Origin of the sequence: Erythrobacter rubeus (assembly GCF_014705715.1) — a bacterium.
In the GTDB taxonomy this organism is placed as follows: domain Bacteria; phylum Pseudomonadota; class Alphaproteobacteria; order Sphingomonadales; family Sphingomonadaceae; genus Erythrobacter; species Erythrobacter rubeus.
In genome coordinates, this window is the sequence record NZ_JACXLC010000001.1 from 1471090 (window position 1) to 1491084 (window position 19995).

Annotated in this window: 17 protein-coding genes and 1 tRNA gene; 4 read left to right on the plus strand and 14 right to left on the minus strand. The window is 62.0% G+C overall.

The genetic code is table 11. From position 1 onward, the window contains the following. Positions 1-17: 17 nt before the first annotated feature. From addA to ahcY, 7 genes are all read right to left on the minus strand, one after another. Entirely contained in the window at positions 18-3512 is a 3495-nt protein-coding gene (gene addA, locus IB285_RS07220; protein WP_190787541.1) for a double-strand break repair helicase AddA, read from the minus strand. Beyond that, positions 3509-6529 carry a PD-(D/E)XK nuclease family protein gene (locus IB285_RS07225; protein ID WP_190787542.1) on the minus strand — a complete coding sequence of 1007 codons (3021 nt, stop codon included), beginning with the start codon at positions 6527-6529 and terminating at the stop codon, positions 3509-3511. Before IB285_RS07225 ends, addA begins: the two co-directional genes overlap by 4 nt. Beyond that, positions 6522-7244, minus strand: coding sequence for a nucleotidyltransferase family protein (locus tag IB285_RS07230; RefSeq protein WP_190787543.1), 723 nt, complete (start codon positions 7242-7244; stop codon positions 6522-6524). The genes IB285_RS07225 and IB285_RS07230 overlap by 8 nt, the downstream gene beginning before the upstream one ends. Beyond that, on the minus strand, positions 7241-8230 hold the full coding sequence (locus IB285_RS07235) for an aminoglycoside phosphotransferase family protein (protein ID WP_190787544.1): 990 nt from the start codon (positions 8228-8230) through the stop codon (positions 7241-7243). The genes IB285_RS07230 and IB285_RS07235 overlap by 4 nt, the downstream gene beginning before the upstream one ends. Then, a complete protein-coding gene (tsaE, locus tag IB285_RS07240; protein WP_190787545.1) occupies positions 8227-8694 on the minus strand; it encodes a tRNA (adenosine(37)-N6)-threonylcarbamoyltransferase complex ATPase subunit type 1 TsaE in 468 nt (155 codons plus the stop codon). The genes IB285_RS07235 and tsaE overlap by 4 nt, the downstream gene beginning before the upstream one ends. After that, entirely contained in the window at positions 8691-11042 is a 2352-nt protein-coding gene (locus IB285_RS07245) for a PAS domain-containing sensor histidine kinase (RefSeq protein ID WP_190787546.1), read from the minus strand. Before IB285_RS07245 ends, tsaE begins: the two co-directional genes overlap by 4 nt. Before the next feature lie 130 nt (positions 11043-11172). Next, a complete protein-coding gene (ahcY, locus tag IB285_RS07250) occupies positions 11173-12591 on the minus strand; it encodes an adenosylhomocysteinase (RefSeq protein WP_190787547.1) in 1419 nt (472 codons plus the stop codon). A 174-nt stretch (positions 12592-12765) separates the two neighbouring features. Between ahcY and IB285_RS07255 the strand changes: the two genes are divergently transcribed. Further along, complete coding sequence (locus IB285_RS07255) at positions 12766-13245, plus strand: peroxiredoxin (RefSeq protein WP_190787548.1); 480 nt, start codon at positions 12766-12768, stop codon at positions 13243-13245. 82 nt (positions 13246-13327) lie between these two features. Here IB285_RS07255 and IB285_RS07260 read toward each other — a convergent pair whose 3' ends face one another. From IB285_RS07260 to IB285_RS07275, 4 genes are all read right to left on the minus strand, one after another. Next, positions 13328-14767, minus strand: a complete 1440-nt coding sequence (locus IB285_RS07260; protein ID WP_190787549.1) for a M23/M56 family metallopeptidase — start codon at positions 14765-14767, stop codon at positions 13328-13330. Next, the gene (locus tag IB285_RS07265; RefSeq protein ID WP_190787550.1) at positions 14764-15156 is read right to left on the minus strand and encodes a BlaI/MecI/CopY family transcriptional regulator; all 393 of its coding nucleotides are present in this window, start codon (positions 15154-15156) and stop codon (positions 14764-14766) included. The genes IB285_RS07260 and IB285_RS07265 overlap by 4 nt, the downstream gene beginning before the upstream one ends. Before the next feature lie 130 nt (positions 15157-15286). Further along, positions 15287-15901 carry a GTP cyclohydrolase I FolE gene (gene folE, locus IB285_RS07270; protein WP_190787551.1) on the minus strand — a complete coding sequence of 205 codons (615 nt, stop codon included), beginning with the start codon at positions 15899-15901 and terminating at the stop codon, positions 15287-15289. A gap of 140 nt (positions 15902-16041) precedes the next feature. Next, entirely contained in the window at positions 16042-16533 is a 492-nt protein-coding gene (locus tag IB285_RS07275) for a hemerythrin domain-containing protein (protein ID WP_190787552.1), read from the minus strand. Between the two features lie 95 nt (positions 16534-16628). Here IB285_RS07275 and IB285_RS07280 point away from each other — a divergent pair, with 95 nt between their 5' ends. Beyond that, positions 16629-17024 carry a metallopeptidase family protein gene (locus tag IB285_RS07280; protein WP_190787553.1) on the plus strand — a complete coding sequence of 132 codons (396 nt, stop codon included), beginning with the start codon at positions 16629-16631 and terminating at the stop codon, positions 17022-17024. Between the two features lie 232 nt (positions 17025-17256). Here the strand turns inward: IB285_RS07280 and IB285_RS07285 are convergent. Beyond that, positions 17257-17333, minus strand: a tRNA-Arg gene (locus tag IB285_RS07285). A gap of 67 nt (positions 17334-17400) precedes the next feature. After that, complete coding sequence (locus tag IB285_RS07290; RefSeq protein WP_328705868.1) at positions 17401-17790, minus strand: (deoxy)nucleoside triphosphate pyrophosphohydrolase; 390 nt, start codon at positions 17788-17790, stop codon at positions 17401-17403. A 121-nt stretch (positions 17791-17911) separates the two neighbouring features. Between IB285_RS07290 and IB285_RS07295 the strand changes: the two genes are divergently transcribed. Both IB285_RS07295 and IB285_RS07300 read left to right on the plus strand, forming a co-directional pair. After that, a complete protein-coding gene (locus tag IB285_RS07295; RefSeq protein WP_190787555.1) occupies positions 17912-18100 on the plus strand; it encodes a Flp family type IVb pilin in 189 nt (62 codons plus the stop codon). 118 nt (positions 18101-18218) lie between these two features. Beyond that, positions 18219-18383: a Flp family type IVb pilin gene (locus IB285_RS07300; RefSeq protein ID WP_190787556.1), complete on the plus strand. Its 165-nt coding sequence runs from the start codon at positions 18219-18221 to the stop codon at positions 18381-18383. Between the two features lie 99 nt (positions 18384-18482). Here IB285_RS07300 and IB285_RS07305 read toward each other — a convergent pair whose 3' ends face one another. Further along, complete coding sequence (locus tag IB285_RS07305; protein ID WP_190787557.1) at positions 18483-19961, minus strand: M48 family metalloprotease; 1479 nt, start codon at positions 19959-19961, stop codon at positions 18483-18485. Positions 19962-19995: the final 34 nt, after the last annotated feature.

The window sequence follows — 19995 nt, forward strand, 5'->3', positions numbered from 1 at the left end:
TTAGTGGCTTTCCCCGTTCACTCAATATCGAGCGGGGCATAGCTTTCCTGCGCTGTCCCCAACCGATCCTTGTGTGACGCCAGGACATCGGGCGTGATTTCGATCAGCCGGGGTGCGTGGGTGTAGAGGATCGCCGCGCGCACATTGCGCCCGGGAAAGATCACCTCCAGCGCGGCGGCATAGGCCGCCATCTGCCGGAGCGTCGCTGAAGGCACCTCATTGAGAGCCACCGGCGCGCGGCGCGTTGTCTTGAAATCGACGACTGTCACCGTGTCATCACCCACAAGCAGCCGGTCGGCGGTGCCGCTTATCACCGTTCCCCCAACCGTCGCGGTCAGCGGTACTTCCGCCAGCGCATCGGGCGAAAAGATCGCTTCGAATTCGGCGGTTTCCAAGACAGTCAGCGCACTGGTCAGCATTTCGCCGCGCACGTCCTCGGGGAGGTCGGAAGCCTGCCGTGCGAGCCAATCCGCACCCGCCTCTGCCCGGCGATCATTCGCGATGTCGGGCAGCCGCTCGAGGAGCCGGTGGATCAGCACTCCACGCCTTGCTGCAATCGCCAATGCATCGGGCGGCAAAGGCGGGTCCGCGCCCTGCTCCTCTCCCGCTGCGCTGGGTGAGAGCGGGCGCGGCGGGCTTGGCTCGGGACCAATCGGTGTCGTTGCCCATTCGGGCACTGGCGGATTCGCTTTCTCCATCATGGGCGCGTCGGCAGCGATCAGCGGATCGGCGCGCCGGCCCAGTTCCCGCCGAGCGCCCCACAAATCGTCTGCCAGTTCGTCCGCCTCGAACAGCGGCTCAAGCCGGGCATACCAGCTATCCTCGTTAGGACCCTTCTTGACGTCGCGCGGTCCCAGCGAACCGCCGATGAACAGCGCCTCCTCCGCGCGAGTCATCGCGACGTAGAGCAGCCGCCAGTGCTCCTCCATGGTGGCCGCATCGACCGCTTCTTCGGCTGCTTCGACCGGCCCGCGCTTTTCATCCTTGGATAGCGAAGGAAGCGGGATATTGCGCCCTGAAGGCTCGCCCAAAGGGGCATCGGGCAGTTCGAGATCGCCGCCCTGCCCCGGCGCGCCGGTCGCATCGGCGAGGATCACGATCGGCGCCTGAAGTCCCTTCGACCCGTGGACCGTCATCACTCGCACCTGCCCGCCAGCGCTGTCGGCATCGCGTTTCAGGTCTTCATTCGAGGCATCGAACCATTCGATAAAGCCCGTAAGGCTCGGCACATGCGCGCTTTCGAAAGCGAAGGCGGCGTTCACCAGCTCGTCGATCGGATCGTTTGCCTCCCGCCCGAGCCGCGCAATCAGCCGCCGCCGCCCTTCCCAAGGTCCGGTGAGCAGCCACGCCAGCAGAGCTTGCGGCGTTTCGTAATCCGCCCGCGCCAGCAGCGCTTTCAGCTTGTCGCAAGTGCCTCGGACAAAGGGATCGTCGCTCGCGCGCAGGTGAGCCCACAGGCGCATGTCCTTATCTCGCGGCAAATGGGCGAGCAGATCGTCCTGCATCCACCCGATCAGCGGTGACGACAGCAGGTTTGCAAGCGAGAGATCGTCCAGGGGCTGCGCAGCAAAGCGCAGCGCCGCCATCAGGTCCTTGACCGCAAGCGGCGCGCCCAGCCGCAGCCGGTCCACACCTGCAACCGCCACACCCTTGGCATGCAGTTTCGCGACGATTTGCGCGGCAAGCGCACCGCGTTTGCGCACCAGCACCATGACATCGCCCGCCTGCGCATGGCGGTGCGGCTCAGTCTTGGCGAGGACGAAGGGCTCGTCTCCGCTCACCCAGCGGCGCACCTGCTCGGCAATCCTGCCAGCGAGCACGGTTTCGTGCGCGGGCAGCCAATCGCGATCCTCGTCATCCCCGGCGGCGCTCACCGACGTGACAGGCTTCCACAAGGTAACGAGGCCGGGCCGATCCGCGCCGACGTGATCTTCCGGAGCGTCGGTCAGGCCGAATTCTTCGTAGCCGAGCGCGCCGATCGCCGTGTTCACGAATTCCAGCACCGGGCGCGATGTGCGGAACGATCGGCCAAGATCGAGATCGCGCCAGCCGGGCACGCGCCTGCGATCGCGCATATCGGCGATGTTTTCACGCGCTGCAATGATCGCGGCGTGCACCTTGTCTTTGGCGCGGGAGAAGTTTTCGGGGCTGGTCCCCTGGAACCCGAAGATCGCCTGTTTGTAATCGCCCACCGTGAAGATCGTGCGCAGCCTGTCACCGCTGGCGCCCTCTCCGCTGAAAAAGTCGTCGATGAGCGCAAACACGATGTCCCATTGCGCCTCGTTAGTGTCCTGCGCCTCGTCGATCAGGATGTGGTCGAATTGCCGATCGAGTTTGTAGCGGATCCAGTCCGCCGTCGCGCTTTGTTTGAGCAGCAGCGCGGCCCGGCGGATCAGATCGTCGAAATCGAGCAGCCCCTCGCGCCATTTCGCCTCCTGCCACCTGAGCGCGAACGCACGCCCAATCTCGAGCGAGGCGGTGAGCAATCGGGCGAGCGCGAGCAGAGCGCTGCGCTCTTCCACCATCAGCACAGAGTCGGACACCAGTTGCTGCGAACCTGCGAAATCGGGAAAGTCCTCGCGCGGCTTCTTCATCTGAAAGTTCGGCGTTCCGTCGGCTTTCAGCAAAGTCCCCTTGAATCCGCCAAGCTTTTCGATCCGCGCAGGCCCATCAAGTGTGAGCCATTCGCGCATGAAAGACAGGCACTTATCCGCTGTTTTTGTGCCCCATTCTCCAAGCGGCGGGATCATTGCAAGGACGTGATCGTCAGGAAACCTGTCCTGCCCCAACCCTTCGTAAACCCACGCCTCGTCCGCGTCCGCCGGGATGCCAAGCAAGCGCCGCACGCGTGCATCCATGGGGGACTGCCATGCGCCTGGCCCCTCCCACAGATCGTCCGCTTTCGCGCAGCGCATCAGCCAGCCGTGAAGCGCGCCGGGATCCTTGGCCGTCGTGAACAGCTCGACCGCTTCCAGAAGCCGCACGTCGTTCGATTGCTCGGCCTCGACCAGCAGATCGGAAAGCACTTCACGCGCCAGGAGTTCGCGGGTGCGGTCCTCCATCGGCTGCGCGCCCGGCGGCAGGTCGGCTTCTTCGGGAAAATTGCTGAGCAGCCACTGCGAAAAGGCATGGATCGTGTCGATCCTGAGCCCGCCGCCAGGACAGTCCAGCACTTGCGCGAACAGCGTCCGCGCGCGCTCGCGAGTTTCAGGGCCGGTATCTGCACCGAGATCGCCAAGCTCTCCTGCGAGCCTGGTCGGCTCCATCCGCACCCAGCGCGCGAGCACGGCGTTAATTCGGTTGGCCATTTCCGCCGCACCCGCCTTGGTAAAGGTCAGGCACAGGATTTCGGAGGGATCGACGTCCGGGCGGAGCAGCAGGCGGAGCACGCGGGCGGAAAGCACCTGCGTCTTGCCTGTCCCGGCAGAGGCGGACAGCCAGACGTTGTGCTCGGGATCGACAGCCTCGCGCTGCTCGCCCGCCAGCGGGTAGACCTTGCCCTCGCCGCTCATGTTGCAGCCTCTTCGGTGCTTGTGAGGCGAATGATCCACTCCTCCAGCCGCATCAGCTGGTCGTAATCGGTATAGCCTGGATAGTCCGGATTCTCCTTGGCCGTGAATGGTTCGCTGCCGTGGATGTATTTGGCGATTGCCTCGCGCAGATATCGCTCATGCTCGGGCAGGAATTTTTCGGGCAGCAATCCGGAACGCTTGCTCCCTTTCTTCACTGGCTCGTCTATATAGCCGAATTCGCCTTTGTTCTTGGCGAGCGACCAATATTCGAACTGGCTGGCCTCGCCTCTGACGCTGCCGTCCTCGCCATCGAAGCTGCCCTCGCGTGCGATCAACCCGAGAACGCCAAGCTGCAGCGCATAGCCCGCCTCGACCTGCGCAGCGCTGGGTGATCCGCCGGTCTTGTAATCGACGATCGCGAGCGTGCCGTCGGGCAGGCGGTCGATCCGATCGGCGATGCCCATTACCTTCACGCCTTCGAACAGCATCTCGCCCCAAATCTCGGTCGCGAGCACTTCACGCCCTTCGCGCGCGGCCACTTCCACCCATTGCTCGAACTGCTCCAGCGCGGCGCAGATCCGCGGTCGCCACAGGCCCCAGAACAGCGGATGCACCTGCTTTTCGCGCAATTGCCGCTCGGCAAACGGGACGAGAGCAAGCGCCGGGTCATCAATCCGCGCTCGGTGCCATTGGTCGAGGATGTCATGCACCAATGTCCCGCGCAGCGCCGGATCGCCGAAGGGATCGGCCGCCAGTGGATCGAGCTGCTTCAGACCCAGGATCTCGCGAGCGTAGAACTGATACGGATCGCCGAGCAACCGGTCGAGTGCGGTCGCGCTGATCTTCACCGCGCGCTGATCCGCCGACGGCATCGGCTTTGGCTGCTCGTAATCCGCGGCGCGCGGAGGATCGCGGTCGATTTGCGGGAGGATCGCAGGCACGGTTTTTTCACGGTGTTGCGCTGCCAGATCTTCGCCCAGCAACGCTTCGACCCGCAGCCAGAAGCGCGATGCGAGGGTCGGCCCTTCGCTGTCTCTGCCCGCACGGCTGAGCACAACCTCGGGCGCGCCCATTGCGCCTGCAAGGTCGTGTGCTGAAAGGCCGATCCGGAACTCGGCCCCAGGCACTCCGAGCGCGCGCAAGACGCGCGGCGCGAGCAAGGCATCGGCGCCGGGCGGTTGCGGCCAGCTGCCTTCGTTCAGTCCGCCGCATATGACGAGATCGGCGCGGGCCATGCGCGATTCGAGCAGGCCGTAAATGCTGACGCGCGGATGGCCCCCATAGGGCGGGCGCACCGCGATTTCGTCCATACAGTCGCGCAGGATGTTACCGATATCGGACGGGGCGACGCGCGTATCGGTGGCTCGTGCATGGAGCCTGAGATCGTCGACCATCGCGGACAGCGCCCGGCCATCCTCGCGCGCCCAGACCTTGTCCGCTGCGAGCGCTTCGGCCGCTCCCACCAGCAGATCGAGCGCGTCGGCGAACGGCACCGTGTCATCGGACAGCATCAGCGCCGAAAGTACCTGCTCGGTTTCGTCCCACCATTCGGCGACCTTCGCTTCTGAGGCGATCTCGCGCAGTGGGCCCAGCCCTGGTGCAGGCGATGGCCCGCGCAATTCGCGCTCGAACCGGCGCAGAGCCCCGAGCCACGCCCGGCGTTCGTCAACGTCGCCGGCCTTCACCAGCGGATGGGCGAGCGTCCCAATCAACGGCGCGGGGTCAAAACCGTCGGACATGAGCTGCCCCAGCAATCCGAACAGCCGCCCCGCAGGCGTGAGCGACAATGGCTGGCCCGCACTGTCATCCGCGATGATATTCCAGCGCGCGAGGTGCTGGACCACGCGGCGCGCGAGCGCGCGGTCGGCGGTGACGACGGCAACCCGCTTCTCCGGCTCCTCCAGCGCTTCGCGGACGAGCAGCGCGATCGCCTGCGCTTCCTCTTCGGCGGTGGCGCTTGTCATCATGCGGATGCCGGACAGTCTCCTTTTGTCAGCGTAGAGTGTGATCCAGGACTGGCTGGCTTGTGGCGGCAGGAAAAGTGAGCTGATCGCATGGGTGCGCGCCGGAGGTGCCGCTGCCACTCCCGTCCGATGCCACTGGCGCACTTCCGCTCGCGCGATGCCCATGCGCTCAATCAACAGCTTGAGATGGTATTGCGGATGGGTCAGCGCGTCCTTCTTCCCAAACACCTGCCCGCCCGGTTCCGAGGGGGCGCCTGCCCTGCCGAGTTCGTCCCACGCTTCATCGCTCATCGAAAGGTCGAGATCGGGAAGGATCACCGCGCTATCCGGGAGGTTCGCGATCGCTCTCAGCATTCGTGCGAGGGCCGGCGAAGCGCTGGTCACGCCCGCTGCGACAATCGGGCTGGCAGGCGGATCGTCGCGCCACCGGCGAGCGGCGCGTTCGAACAGCATATTGCGCCGTGTCGCGGCATCGACCCGTCCCATTTCGCGCAGCCGATCGAGCCAGCGCGCCTGCACGCGCGCGAACAGCCGAAGCGATTTTCGCCAATGCTCCGACAAGTCGCCCAGCATATCGAGAATGGGCTCGCTCATAAGCGCATCGGGCTCGACATCTTCGACGAGCAGCCGGTCCATCGCCCGGGCAATGTCGCGCGCCTGCCGCAGGCACGCCGACCCGGTAAGCGGTTTGCGCCCCGCCTCCGCGTTCTCGATCTCGATGAGCTTTGCCAGCTCCAGCCAGCGCTGCGTCGGCTCAACCGCCGGCGGGATATCACTTGCGCCGAGCGGATCGAGCAGGCTTCCCAGCGCTTCGTCGAGGTCGAGATCGCCGACCGTGACCATGCGCGGCATCAGAATGCCCGTCTCGCCCGAATGCCGGACAAGCGCCTCCGATATGGTCCGCGCTGCCCGCGAACTCGGGACCAGTAGCGTCAGCCGCGCAAGGCCGAGATCGCGCTCGGAATAGCGTGGCACAAGACCTGCGACCAAGGCATCGGCAAAGCCGCGATGCGCTGCAATCGAATAAACCGCAGGTTCGGCTTTTTCACCCACGCTTCAGCGCGTCTTCGGTCGGGGCGATGGCCTGCGGTGTGCCGACTTCGAACCAGGTGCCGGTAAAGGCGACGCCGTAGAGACGCCCCTCCTCGATGGCGCGGTTCCAGAGGATGTTGGTGGAGAACTTGCCTTCCGGCGCATCTCGCAAAAGGCGATGCGACACCAGTTGGATGCCAGTATAAATGAACGGCGCGATCCGGCCGGGCTTGCGCCGCGACAATCTACCCTCACTGTCCATGTGAAAGTCGCCCTGCCCGGAGAAATTAGCCGCCCCGGCATGGCCGACCACCAGCAGCAACGCGTCCATTTCATCCGCATTCCAGCGCGCCGAAAGATCGCGAAACGCATCGCGCGGTCCATCGAGCCAAATGTTGTCCGCGTTGAGGCAGAAGAACGGGTCGGGGAGATGCGGCTGCGCCTTGACCATACCTCCGCCCGTTTCGAGCAATCCCTCGCGTTCATCGGACACGGTGATCTTCGGCGAACTGCGGTCCAGCACATGCGCCTCGAGCGCATCGGCAAGGTAGTGGACATTAACCACAGCATTGGCGATGCCATTATCGCGCAGCCGGTCGAGCGCGTGGTCGATCAGAGCCTTGCCAGCGACCCTCACCAATGGCTTTGGCTGGGAGGCCGTGAGCGGGCGCATCCGCTTGCCGAAGCCGGCAGCCATGACCATGGCCGTATCGCTCGCCAGATCGCGTTTGCTCATGCGATCGTTCCCCCTCCGCTGCGCCGCAATTCGGGCGGGATATTCGCGTCGAACCAGCGCGCGACAGGAGCGAGCGCCGGATGGCGCAAATCGCGCTCCATCGCGTTCCAGACCCGCGGGATCATGCCGAGATAACGCGGCTTTCCATCGCGTTTGTACAGGCGCGTGAAGATGCCGACGATCTTCGCATTGCGCTGCGCGCCAAGGCGGGCGTAGTCGGCGTCGAAATGCTCATCGGGCGATGCGCGGTGCCTGTATCGCTCCAGCATCGCAGCCTCCAGTTCTTCGGAAACGTCGCGGCGCGCATCCTGCAGCAGCGAGACGAGATCGTAGGCCGGGTGGCCGACAAGCGCGTCCTGAAAGTCGATAATGCCCTGAGGTGCGCGCTTCGCGGGATCGCCGAGCAGCATGATGTTTTCCGCGTGGTAATCGCGCAGCACGGTGACACCGGGCCGCTGACGGTCCAGCATCGGTGCAAGCGCTTCTTCCCACGCCGCATCATACCCGGCGATATCGATATCCACGCCCTGCGCCGGAGCGTACCATTCGGTAAGCAAGCTCGCCTCGCGCAGATAGGTCGGCATGTCGTATTCCGGGAACGGACCCGGCGGACGCTGATGCAGTTCGACCAGTGCGTCGATTGCGCCCTCATAAGCGGACTGCTCACGATCGGGGTGATCGTCGAGCCAATCGCGCATTCGGTCATCACCGAAATCCTCGAGCAAGACCCAGCCCTGCGCAGCATCGGCGGCGAGTATCTGCGGCGCGCGCATATCGTGTTCGTTAAGCCATTCTGCGACGTGCAGAAACGGCTCAGGATCTTCATGCGGCGGCGGCGCGTGCATCAGCATCGCGCCCTCGCCCCTGCTCCGGCGCAGACGAAAATATCTGCGGAACGAAGCATCGCCCGGCAGGGGATCGATTTTCGCATCGTCCCAGCAAGCCCGTTCGAGGAATTCTTCGATACCGTCTGGCAGATCGCTCATGGCAACCGCCCTAGCCAATCGGCGCCTGCGCGGGCAATCGCAATTCGTCCTGCATCCTCAGTTTCGCATGCGATTTCGAGCGTGATCGAAAGACAGCCGGGCTCGTGCGCAAATCCCCCCGCATGATCGGGCCATTCCGCTATCAGCGCCGCGCCTTCGCGGTAATCGTCGAGCCCGATCTCATCGACCTCGGACGGGTCGTTGAGCCGGTAGAAATCGGCATGGACCACCGGCAACTGCAGCGGCGGCGCATCGTAGGTTTCGATAATGGTGAAGGTCGGTGACGGCACCTCGCCCGGATAACCGAGCGCGGCGATTATCCCTCGCGCCAAGGTGGTCTTGCCCGCGCCGAGCCCGCCTTCGAGAGCGATCACGTCACCGGGGCGAAGCGCCTTTGCGATTCCCTTGCCGAGCCGCTCCATCGCGGCAAGGTCCGGCAGCTCATATCGCTTTTCCGCAGTCACGGCAGGTGGATGATCGCGGCGGTCCCCGCGCCCTCTTCGCTCGATATCTCGAGCAGCCCGCCATGCGCCGCGACAAGCTGCCGCGCGAGCGGAATGCCGAGGCCCGCACGTTTCTCGTCATCGCCGCCTTCGCCGTGGATCGCCAGCGCAAGCTCTTCCTCGCTCATCCCCGCACCGTTATCGGAAATAACGAAGCTGGATTTCCACTCGCTTTCAGGATCGGGCTTGAGAATCTCGATCAGTATCTGGCCGCCACCAGGCGTTCCCGCGATCGCATTGTCGAGCAAATTGCCCACGGCCCTGCCCAGTTGCCGCGGATCGGCGTCCACCTTGTTCCCGCGCTTGCCCTTGAGATCGAGGCCAAGCCCCGCCTTGATGATCGCGCTTTCGCGCTCGCGCACCAGCTTCGTCAGGAACGGCAGGAGGTCGATTTCCTCCTTGTCGATGGGCAGCAAGCCAGCCTCGCTCTGCGACAGATCGAGCACGTTTTCGACCTGCTCGCGCAGCCGCCCGACCGCGACGAGAATGGAATCGACATATTCCTCTGAGCTTTCATCGAGCTCGCCAGCGGCACCACTTTTCAAAAGTTCGGCATAGCCGCCGATAGTCGTCAGCGGAGTGCGGAATTCATACGACATATTGGCGAGGAACCGCGCCTTTACCGCGTCGGCCTCCTCCAGAGCCACGGCACGCTCGCGCAGCGCCTCCTCGGCCTTTTGCGAATCAGTGATGTCGAGCACCGTCAGCAGGCCATTGCCATCGGGCAGCGGCACCCCTCCAAAGCGCAAGGTTCGTCCGTCAGCGAGCTTTACGAGCCCCTCCTTCTCGCGCCGATCAAGCGTAGCAGCGCGGACAACGGCGTTGATCTTGCCCGCATCGCCTTTGCGAACGAGGTTGTCGCCAATTGCTTTCAACAAGGCATCGGCACTCGGATGGGTGTCGAGGAATTCGCTGTTCAAACCCCAGACCCCCGCAAACCGGCGATTCCAGAGCTGGACCGAGCCATCGGGCGAAAAGATCGCCAGCGCCTCGAACAGGCTGTCGAGCGTGGCCGTGCGGGTCCGAAGCAGCGTGTCGCGGGTCGCCGACAGCGCGAGGCTTTCGGTCTGGTCTTCCGCGATCAGGACGAGGCCGCCATCGGGCATGGGCTGTGCAACGATGCGCAGATGCGTCCCGCCGGGTAGTGGCCACGCCTCCTCCTGCATATCGGTCGTATCGAACCAGGCGGCATGTTCGCGCCGCCATTCGGGAAAGTCGCGAACCTCGGGCGTGCGGCCCTTCTCGCGCGCATCCGAAAGAAAGCGTTCGAATGGCGTCCGCTCGCTTACAGCGCCTTCGGCCAGCTCGAACTGGCGGCGGAACGGCTGATTGGCAAAGGTCAGCTCTTCGTTCTGGTCGAATTGAGCGACGCCCACCGATAGCTGATCGAGCATGGCGCGCTGCGCATCGCGGAAGGCACGGAATTCGCGGCGGACCTGTTGCTGCTCCTCGATATCGATGGCGTATCCCGTCACGCCTTCCTTACCGAGCGGCTGGTTGCTGACTCGCAAGGTCCGGCGTTCACCGTGGATCGTAGCGGTGGTGGTGCCGCTCTGCGCTTTCTGATCGACGAACACCTGGCGCGCCGTCTCGGCCGGGCTCTTGCCGCTTTCCGCTTCGAGCAATTCCACCTGGTCGCGCACCACGACATCCGCGCTTTCCGCACCAACCGCATCGACATAGGCCTGATTAACGAGCTGCAACCGCATCGATTTGCCGCGGAACCACATCGGAACCGGCGCGGCTTCGATCAGTCCCACGAGCGCGGCAAAATCGCTTTCGGCGCGGGCGGTTGCGGTGCGCAGGCGGGAAAGCTCGTCCTCGCTTTCAGTGAAATCGAACACCCAGACGAGCGCGGCTCCGCCAGGCGAGATTTGCGGGTCGGCGAGCATGCCTTGCATGGCGAGGCTGCGCTTCGAACCGGGCGGTGTGACGGCCAGTTGGAAGGGTGCAGCGCTTTTCTGCGTGAGCCTGATCTTTTCTGAAAGCGCCTGCAGCTGCTTTTCCGAAAGCCCGCGATCCTCTCCGTCGCCATCATCACCGGACAGCTCACTGAGATAGGTCGGCATCGCATCGAGGCCCAGCCAGCGAGCCAGCCGATCGGGCGCTTCGATCCGGCCATCAACCCGCACCAGCATGGGTATGGCAGGCGCTCCATCGAGCATGTGCTGCATCCGCTTGAGTGAAGTTTGCAGCGCCTTGGTCCGCCGCGTCTTCGCACTCGCGCGCAGGATCATGACCGCCGCCGCGACCGTCCATGCGGCGAGCAGCAGACCAATTACGGCCAGGGCGAGCGGGGAGAATTCCATTGCAACAATCAGCTATGCCCGCAGGCCAGCCGATGCAATGGCTGGGGACACGAAAAGCCCCCGCAAATACGATGATTTGCGAGGGCTCTTTGATCTCTCGTCTGAAACCGCAGTCAGCGCGGCGCCAGGCTTAGTAGCGGTAGTGATCCGGTTTGAACGGACCGTCCGCCGGCACACCGATATAATCCGCCTGTTTCTGGCTCAATTTGCTGAGTTCAACGCCCAGCTTGTCGAGGTGAAGCGCAGCAACCTTTTCATCGAGGTGCTTTGGCAGGACGTAGACGTCGTTTTCGTACTCGTCGGACTTGGTGAAAAGTTCGATCTGAGCGAGCGTCTGGTTGGTGAAGCTCGCGCTCATCACGAAGCTCGGGTGACCGGTTGCACAGCCGAGGTTCACAAGGCGGCCCTTCGCCAGAATGAGCAGCGACTTGCCATCGGGCATAGTCACCATGTCGGTGCCTTCCTTGATTTCCTTCCAGTCGTAATTGTCGAGCGCGGAAATCTGGATCTCGCTGTCGAAGTGGCCGATGTTGCAGACGATTGCCATGTTCTTCATGGCCTTCATGTGCTCACCGGTGATCACGTCTTCGTTACCGGTTGCGGTTACGAAGATGTCGGCGCGCTTCGCGCCTTCTTCCATGGTTACGACTTCGTATCCGTCCATGGCGGCCTGCAGCGCGCAGATCGGGTCGATTTCGGTGACCATCACGCGGGCACCGCCATCGCGGAGCGACGCAGCCGAGCCTTTGCCCACGTCGCCATAACCGGCAACGCAGGCGACCTTGCCAGCGAGCATCACGTCGGTTGCGCGGCGGATCGCGTCGACCAGCGATTCCTTGCAGCCATAAAGGTTGTCGAACTTCGACTTGGTGACGGAATCGTTCACGTTGATCGCCGGGAAAGGCAGCTTGCCCTGCTTGGCGATCTGATAGAGGCGCATCACGCCGGTGGTGGTCTCTTCGGAGACGCCTTTGATCGCCTTGACGCTCTTGGTCAGATAGCCGGGCTTCTCAGCGACGAACGCCTTGAGTGCGCGCTGGAATTCGATTTCCTCCGCGTTTGCCGGCGCAGGCAGTTCCTCGCCCGCTTCGATACGCGCGCCCCACAGCGCGAACATGGTCGCATCGCCGCCATCGTCGAGGATGAGGTTCGCGGTGAGATCGGGATCGCTGTCCGTCGACCAGTCGAAGATGCGGCCGACATAGTCCCAGTAATCTGCGAGCGTTTCGCCCTTGATCGCGAAGACCGGGATGCCCTGGTCGGCAATCGCGGCGGCGGCGTGGTCCTGGGTGGAGAAGATGTTGCAAGTCGCCCAGCGCACTTCCGCGCCCAGCGCCACCAGCGTCTCGATCAGAACGGCGGTCTGGATCGTCATGTGAAGCGAACCGGTGATGCGCGCACCCTTCAATGGCTGCGCCGAGCCGTATTCCTCGCGCAAAGCCATCAGGCCCGGCATTTCGGTTTCGGCAATGGCAATCTCGTCGCGGCCATATTGAGCCAGCGAGATGTCCTTGATGATATATTCCTGATTAGCAGCGAGGGTCGCCATGGATGTCTCCTGAGATTGGAAATCGGGGTCGTTAGAATTCTTTCCTCGTGCCGTAGCGTTCCGAGCCAATTCACGCAAATATAAAGTTATCTTTATATGTGTAATTGTTGCCCGCCGGGCAAGAGCCCCTATATCGTGTCGCGAGATACCCCGCACACGAAAGGAAATGCCAACATGACGATTTCGGTAGGCGACAAGCTGCCCGACGCAACACTGGTCAAGGCGACTGCGGAGGGCCCGCAGCAGGTCCAGGCCAGCGAATATTTCGCTGGCAAGAAGGTCGCGCTTTTCTCCGTGCCGGGCGCGTTCACCCCGACATGTTCGGCCAAGCACCTGCCGGGCTTCGTTGAAAAGGCGGACGAGCTCAAAGCCAAGGGCGTCGACGAGATCGTTGGCACTGCCGTCAACGATGCATTCGTGATGCGCGCGTGGAACGACGCGTCCGGATCGAGCGACATCACCATGCTCGCCGATGGCAATGCCGAGTTCGTCGAGAAGCTTGATCTCACGATGGACGGGTCGGGCTTCGGCATGGGCAAACGCGGCCAGCGTTTCTCCATGGTCGTGAATGACGGCGTGGTCGAACAGCTCAACATCGAGGACCCCGGCGATTTCCGCGTATCCAGCGCGGAGCATATGCTCGGCCAGCTTTAAGCCAGCACTTCATGGAATCAGAAAAGGGCGCCCAGCGAACGGGCGCCCTTTTTGTTTGAGGCGAGCAATATGCGGCCCGGTGCTACTGCAGGACCGGCCAGACCATTTGCGGATCGAGATGCTGGCCGTCGCGGATCGTTTCGATATGGACGTGCGGCCCGGTGCTCTTTCCGGTGTTGCCGACGCGGGCGATCTGCTGTCCGGCGGAAACGGTCTGGCCCGGCGTGACAGTGAATCCGTCGAGATGCGCGAACAAAGTCAGTGTTCCATCTGATGCGCGGTGGACCACAACAATGCCGTAATTCGGCTTGTTATCGAAGAGATTGGTCGCCTCCACGATCGCACCGTCGGACGGCGCGTTGATCGGTGTACCAACGGGTGCAGCGATATCGATGCCCTTGTGCTGGCGCGGCTTCCCACGGTTGAATGGGTCAGCGGCCTTGCCGAAGCGGGAGGTTATCTTGCCCTCCACTATCCTGACAGGAGCGGCGATGCGCGGCGCGGATTGCGCCATCATCGCAGGCGTCGGCTCCTCATAGCTCAGTGCATCGCCGTGCGCCGACACCGACATCGCCCCGAACCCCGTGGCAGCAAAGGCGACTGCCGCCAATGCGATGCGCGCAGGGCCACGCTTGAAAACAACGGGGCTACCGCTCATAATCTGGGTAATTCTCATCTTTTCGTTCCTAATTCGATGGGTTGAGAAGGAGGCGGCCGGGTATTGCCGTACCCGGCCCGCCATTATGTGAAGCGCCGTCAGTAATGTGTTCGCGTAGACGCCACGCATTTCGTTGGGTTGATCGGCCAGCGCAGCCTCATCGCACTGCACCTCCGCCGAATGGCTCCAGCGCGCGAAGATCAGGTGCGCGAAGGGATTGAACCAGATCAGCGCCGCGATGGATCGTAGGATCAATCCGATCTGGTCGTCGCGCCGCGCGATATGCGATTGCTCGTGCCGCAGGACCAATAGCAATTCACGCTCCGGCAGATCGGCGGCCATGCGCGCAGGAATCACGATCCGGGGTGTACGCCTGGGGATCAGACCGGCAACAGCGAAGGCTGCATCGACCTGGTCCGAAACCCAGTAAGTATGGCCGTGCAAGCGCATCGGACCCTTGGCCCCGAGCGCAACTCCAATGGCTTTTCGTCTTCCTACATAAAGGCGGCTGAGAGAGATCGCTGCGCCGAGGACCGCAGCAAGCGCAATCAAGGTCGCAAAAGATGGCATGCCGCCTGCAGCAATTATTTGCGGCTCGCCCGGCCCTGCAAAAGCTGAAAGATCGACAACGCCGTCCAAGTGCATAAGGAAACCGTTTCCACTCGGCACGAGCGGAAACCATGTGTTCGCCAGATTGAGCAATGCGCCAAGCGGAGGGATCGCGAAAGTGGCGACAAGTGCGGAGCCCCACAGACCCGACCAATGGCGCGTTGCAGGCATTACTGACGCACACAGCACCGCCGCTCCGAATGCGAATGCACCTGCGATGATTGAAGCGGCGATGTAAAACAGAAGGGCGCTCATGATGCGTCATCCGGTGCGTCGGTGTTCACATCCTCGCCGCGTTCGAGCAGCGCCTCGAGCTCAGCCAATTCCTCGTCATCGAGTATACGGCTGCCCACCAGTGTCGAGACCGGCAGAGGCCCCTCCAGCCCAAGGACATCGGAGGCAAAGCTGCGGATCATCCGCGCCAGTGTCGGGATTTTCTTGGCCTTGGCGCGGTAGATTTTCAGCCCGTGCTGTTCGGATACCACCAGAAGACCTTTGTCGACCATGCGCTCGATAGTCTTTCGAGTGGACGAGCGAGACCAGCCGGTCTCATCGCTTACCGCCTGATGTATCTCGCCCGCACTCTGCGAGCCATGGCTCCAGAGGTGACGCAAGATCGGCAATTCGGTTGGTGCAGGCTTCATGTCGCCATATGGTGACACATGTCACCATGGGTCAAGCTGCAAAATTTTCAGCTGAACGGAGCCAGCGCTCGGCTCACCTGATTAGCGAAACGGATCGTCAACCAATCGAAGGCTGCGATCCGTCCACTATTCAATAGCCCATCAGGCTCATCACTTCCTTGCGGCTGCGCGGATCTTCCAGGAAGCAACCCATCATCCGGCTGGTCGTCATGGCGACGCCAGGCGTTTTGACACCGCGTCCGGTCATGCAGCCATGCTGCGCCTCGATAACGACGGCCACACCCTGCGGCTCGAGATTGTCCCAGATGCAATCGGCAACCTCGGCGGTCAGACGTTCCTGCACCTGCAGCCGCGACGCAAAGCCATGGAGCACTCGAGCGAGTTTGGAGATGCCCACCACCTTCTTGTCCGGAAGATAGGCGATGTGCGCCTTGCCGGTGATCGGCGCCATGTGGTGTTCGCACGCCGACTGGAACGGGATATCCTTCAGAAGGACGATCTCCTCGTACCCGCCGACTTCTTCGAACACCCGGCTGAGATGGATTGCCGGGTCTTCCTTGTACCCCTCGCAATATTCGAGCCACGCCCGGCCGACGCGCTTCGGCGTATCGAGTAGGCCTTCGCGAGATGGGTCGTCCCCTGCCCATTCGATCAGGGTACGGATCGCCGCCTGAACGTTTTCCGGCACGTCCGGCTTGTTCAGCGGGTTTTCGGGATCGATGTCGTCATCGGCAGCGCAGCTCATATACTTTTCCTGTTTTGTGCGTGATCCCGAAGCGGGCCTTTGCGCAAAACGTTCGTCAGCGCAATCGGCTCCCCGCAAAATGAAGCGCGCCCCTCACACTTTGGCGAGGGGCGCGCATGGTCCGATCCGTGTCGGCGCAATTATTCCTTGGCGTTCTCCGCCTTCTCGGGAGTGACCTCTGCGGCCTTCTTCTCGGCTTCCTTGCGCTCGTCGAAGGTCTCGGTCATTTCCTTGTCCATTGCGTCATCGATCTGCTCGGCGAAGTCCGGGAAGTGATCGTCTTCCTCTTCATTGATGTGGTGACGATAGCGATCGTCGAGCTGTTTGAAATTTTGGAGCCAGCCGGGCGAATCCATATCGGTCGCGGCCAGATCGTTGAGCATCTCGTCGATTTCGTGGTGTTCGGCGACCGAATGGCGAGTTTCGTCGCTTACTTCGGGATCGGCCAGCATTTCGGAATAAACGGCCTGTTCCTCGGCGGCAGCGTGGCTCTTCAACTCCTTCGTCAGTTCCTTGAAGAGTTCGCGCCGGCGTTCGGTATCGCCGCTGGTATCCGCAATCTGGTCGAGCAGTTCGCGCTGACGGTCATGATCGGTCTTCAATCGTTTGAGAACATTCGTCTGTTCGGTCATCTTTAACTCCTTAATCTCTTTGCCCAATCAACGGGTAAGCGCGCCGCGCGTTCCGAAATCTTGCGCTGGCTGCGATCGATCACCAGATGCATGAGATGAGCAGCGCCGAGCCCAGTCCAGCCGAATTCGAAGTGGCCGCCAGGTGCGCGCTGGCGCAAATGCCGGATGAGTTTCGCGAGCAGCTTGCCGCTGTCGTTTTGCGGATCGAGGAATTCGCCAGCAAGGAGCAACTCGCCTCCGTCGGTATAGACAGTCGCTGGAACCTAAGCGGCCTTTACGAAGGTGTTCCACTGACGGAGCGATCATCGTGGTCGAGCGGCGACATGCCGCCCGTCATCAGCCTGTTTCGCCAACCGCTGTTGTTGGAGATGCGGGAAACCGGTGTGGCTTTTGAAGAACTGGTCCACCATGTCGTCGTGCACGAAGCAGGCCATCATTTCGGTTTCTCCGACGATGACATGCACGCGCTCGAAGAGAGCGTGAAAGACTAACGTGTGATGCTGACGCCGCAGAGGCTGCGCCTTTCATCGGTCGATCAAATCCAATTCCATGAAAAAAGCCCACCCCTTGCGGGATGGGCTTTCTTGGCGCGCCAGGAAGGATTGGCTCGCTCGCTGTGCTCGCTCGTCATCTCCGGCGGTTATACCGCCTCCGATTCCGAACAGGTTCGATCCTACATACCGACCCACCAAAAAAGCCCACCCCCTGCGGGATGGGCTTTCTTGGCGCGCCAGGAAGGATTCGAACCTCCGGCCGCCTGATTCGTAGTCAGGTACTCTATCCAGCTGAGCTACTGGCGCGCGGTAGGGGTGGCAAATAAGAGCGTCGGCCCGCCTTGGCAACCTCTGTTTGCCGATCTGCGTGCGATTATTCCGTTTGCGCGAACAAGCGATCCGCAAGCTCGCAATCCAAGGGAGGTTTATCGAGCCGATTTATCTCTGCCGGAGTGAACCAGCCCACTTTTCCGCCTTCCAAGGCTGCGGGTGATCCTTGCCAAACCGCGATTTTGTAAAGCAGGATGACAATGCCTTTTTGACCCTCGGCAGCGTGCTCCTCCGCGAAGGAGACGGGCGTGCATACGCCGTGTGCGATCCCAATGCCCAGTTCTTCTCGCAATTCGCGAATGAGAGATTCCACAGGAATTTCAGATGGTTCAATCTTACCCCCCGGAAATTCCCATAGACCTCCGTGATGCTTTTCTAAGGGCCTGCAGTGCATCAACCAGCGACCGTCATCCGCCTGCAGAGCACCTGCCACCACTGTAAGCCAACGCCGACTCATGTCGGGATTTCTTCCACTTCGCGGCTCTCCATCAACTATTTCTTAAGCCCCTGCGCCGATATCTGATCCTGTCAGGAACGTATCTACAGGTGACCACATGAGTTTGACCACATTCCTAAAGCACATTGGAACGGACGACACAGGTGCCACTGCCATTGAATACGGACTGATCTTAGGTCTCATCGCCATCGCCATGGTCGGGGCTCTCGGGGGCATTGCCAACGGGACGAACGCGAACTGGAACGAAGTTGGGACAGAAGTCGAGGACGCAATGGCGAGAAATTAAGGATTTTGAAAGGCTCCGAATTAGGAAATTTTCAAGACCCCCTCGTTAGAACCTCACTTGTCTGTTCGTTTTCTTTGAGCGGGCAATGGGTACCGAAGACCAAACCAGGAGACTACTAATGACCTTTTTCAACAAACTCGCTCGTGACGAGCAGGGCGCAACCGCAATCGAATACGGCCTGATCGCTGCACTTATCTCGATCGCTGCAATCAGCACCATGGGCCTCGTTGGCAACAACCTGGACAACACCATGACCACGGTGTCCGATTCGCTTGACGGCTAATAGTCGCAAGAACACGAAAAGCGGCGGGAGAAATCCCGCCGCTTTTTTTGTGCGCGATCGAAAAGTCGCGCGGATAAGTATGGGATTGGTGTGGGAACCCTACCGCCCCCTGACCACCAGCTTCACTTTTTGACCAGCTCTCAGCGACTCGTTCGATCCGAGGGCATTCAGCACCCGGAAACGAGCTTCCTTTCCTTGCTCATATGCCATCCGGCGTGACAGCGAACTCACCGTGTCGCCGCTCCTCACTGTCACCACATCGATACGCCGCGGGATGACCGCGTCCGCCTCTGCCTGCGTGATTCGCCGCATGGACTGGAACATCGGCGTAAAGGTCGCGGTCCGCCCAGCAGGGGTGATCGCCTGGAAATGGAACGCCTGGTTGTTCGAAAACTCGTAGGCGAAGACTGCCACATCGACCTGCCCGTTTCCGTTGTTTACTCGGGCGAGGCCGTACGCGGCAGGCAAACCGTTGATGGTTGTGCGCTCCAGCGTTGCCGGTGCCAGATTGTTGTTTTCACCGCCCAGCGTCTGGAATTGCTGGCGAACATAGCTGTCGAGGTCGCCATTATATGGCGCCAAGGTGAGCTGCGCTTGACCGCTTTGCCCTTGGATACTGACTGCCCGCGTTCCGTTGACCATGTAGAACCCCTGCGGGGCGGTGAAAGTCAGCCGCAAATCGGGGTGAATGAAACGGCGGCCTTCCACGACGCCCTGCTCCGGGTCGTCGCCGTAGATCATCCCGTCGATCCGCGAGAGGAAGGTATCGCGATTCGTCACAGTTCCCGCCAGCCCCTGTGCCTTGCTCAACGCCGCCTGCACTCGGCTCGCCGGATCCGGATGGGTCGAAGCCCATTCCGGAATGGTCGCGTTGTCGCGGCCTTGTAGCTGTGCATCGAGCGAATTCTGTGCGGCGAGACTCGCCAAGACAGTACCCATGGCGCGCGGATCGTAACCGGCTCTCGTCAGATATTGAATGCCGAGGTCATCTGCTTCCAGTTCCTGGCTGCGCGAGAAACTGAGCGTAAGGAGCTGCGAGCCCTGCAGAAATCCACGCGAGAGTGTATCGCCGATACCGCTATCGCCCAGCAGAATTGAGCTCCCGATCGCGCCGAGCACGCCGAGGATCGAATTGCGCTGCGCCGCCTGCTGCCTGCGCTGGGAATGGCGCGCGGCGACATGGCCGACTTCATGGCCCAGAACACCAGCCAGTTCGGCCTCGTTGTTCATCAGCGAGACCAGTTGGCGGGTCGAATAGATATAGCCGCCCGGCACCGCGAATGCGTTGTTCACGGGGCTGTTGAGCAGGCTGACCGTGAAGCTTTCGCGCGCATTGCCGAGGCCGGATTGCACGGCGATATTCTTGCCCACCTGCTCGACATAGGCCGCCTGGGGCCCGGTCATCGCACCGCCGAACTGGGCGAGGAATTGCGGGTGATATTGCGCGCCCTGCTGCGCTTCCTGCTGGGTAATCGGCGTCGAAGCGGACGGGATAGGCCCGCCGCCCATGCAGCCTGAAAGAGTAAGGGCGAGAGCTGAGGCCGTGCCCAGCTTCGCCAGTCGTTTGATATTGTTCATGTTCTGCGCACTCCTATTGTCGTCCCGATCGCAG

Coding starts and splice junctions, on each gene's coding strand:
- IB285_RS07275 (WP_190787552.1), bottom strand. CDS start 16,533: ATGACCGAACAGACGAATGTTCTCAAACGATTGAAGACCGATCATGAC.
- IB285_RS07255 (WP_190787548.1), top strand. CDS start 12,766: ATGACGATTTCGGTAGGCGACAAGCTGCCCGACGCAACACTGGTCAAG.
- IB285_RS07245 (WP_190787546.1), bottom strand. CDS start 11,042: ATGGAATTCTCCCCGCTCGCCCTGGCCGTAATTGGTCTGCTGCTCGCC.
- IB285_RS07265 (WP_190787550.1), bottom strand. CDS start 15,156: ATGAAGCCTGCACCAACCGAATTGCCGATCTTGCGTCACCTCTGGAGC.
- IB285_RS07230 (WP_190787543.1), bottom strand. CDS start 7,244: ATGAGCAAACGCGATCTGGCGAGCGATACGGCCATGGTCATGGCTGCC.
- IB285_RS07295 (WP_190787555.1), top strand. CDS start 17,912: ATGAGTTTGACCACATTCCTAAAGCACATTGGAACGGACGACACAGGT.
- IB285_RS07300 (WP_190787556.1), top strand. CDS start 18,219: ATGACCTTTTTCAACAAACTCGCTCGTGACGAGCAGGGCGCAACCGCA.
- folE (WP_190787551.1), bottom strand. CDS start 15,901: ATGAGCTGCGCTGCCGATGACGACATCGATCCCGAAAACCCGCTGAAC.
- IB285_RS07260 (WP_190787549.1), bottom strand. CDS start 14,767: ATGAGCGCCCTTCTGTTTTACATCGCCGCTTCAATCATCGCAGGTGCA.
- IB285_RS07305 (WP_190787557.1), bottom strand. CDS start 19,961: ATGAACAATATCAAACGACTGGCGAAGCTGGGCACGGCCTCAGCTCTC.
- IB285_RS07280 (WP_190787553.1), top strand. CDS start 16,629: ATGAGCAGCGCCGAGCCCAGTCCAGCCGAATTCGAAGTGGCCGCCAGG.
- IB285_RS07235 (WP_190787544.1), bottom strand. CDS start 8,230: ATGAGCGATCTGCCAGACGGTATCGAAGAATTCCTCGAACGGGCTTGC.
- addA (WP_190787541.1), bottom strand. CDS start 3,512: ATGAGCGGCGAGGGCAAGGTCTACCCGCTGGCGGGCGAGCAGCGCGAG.
- ahcY (WP_190787547.1), bottom strand. CDS start 12,591: ATGGCGACCCTCGCTGCTAATCAGGAATATATCATCAAGGACATCTCG.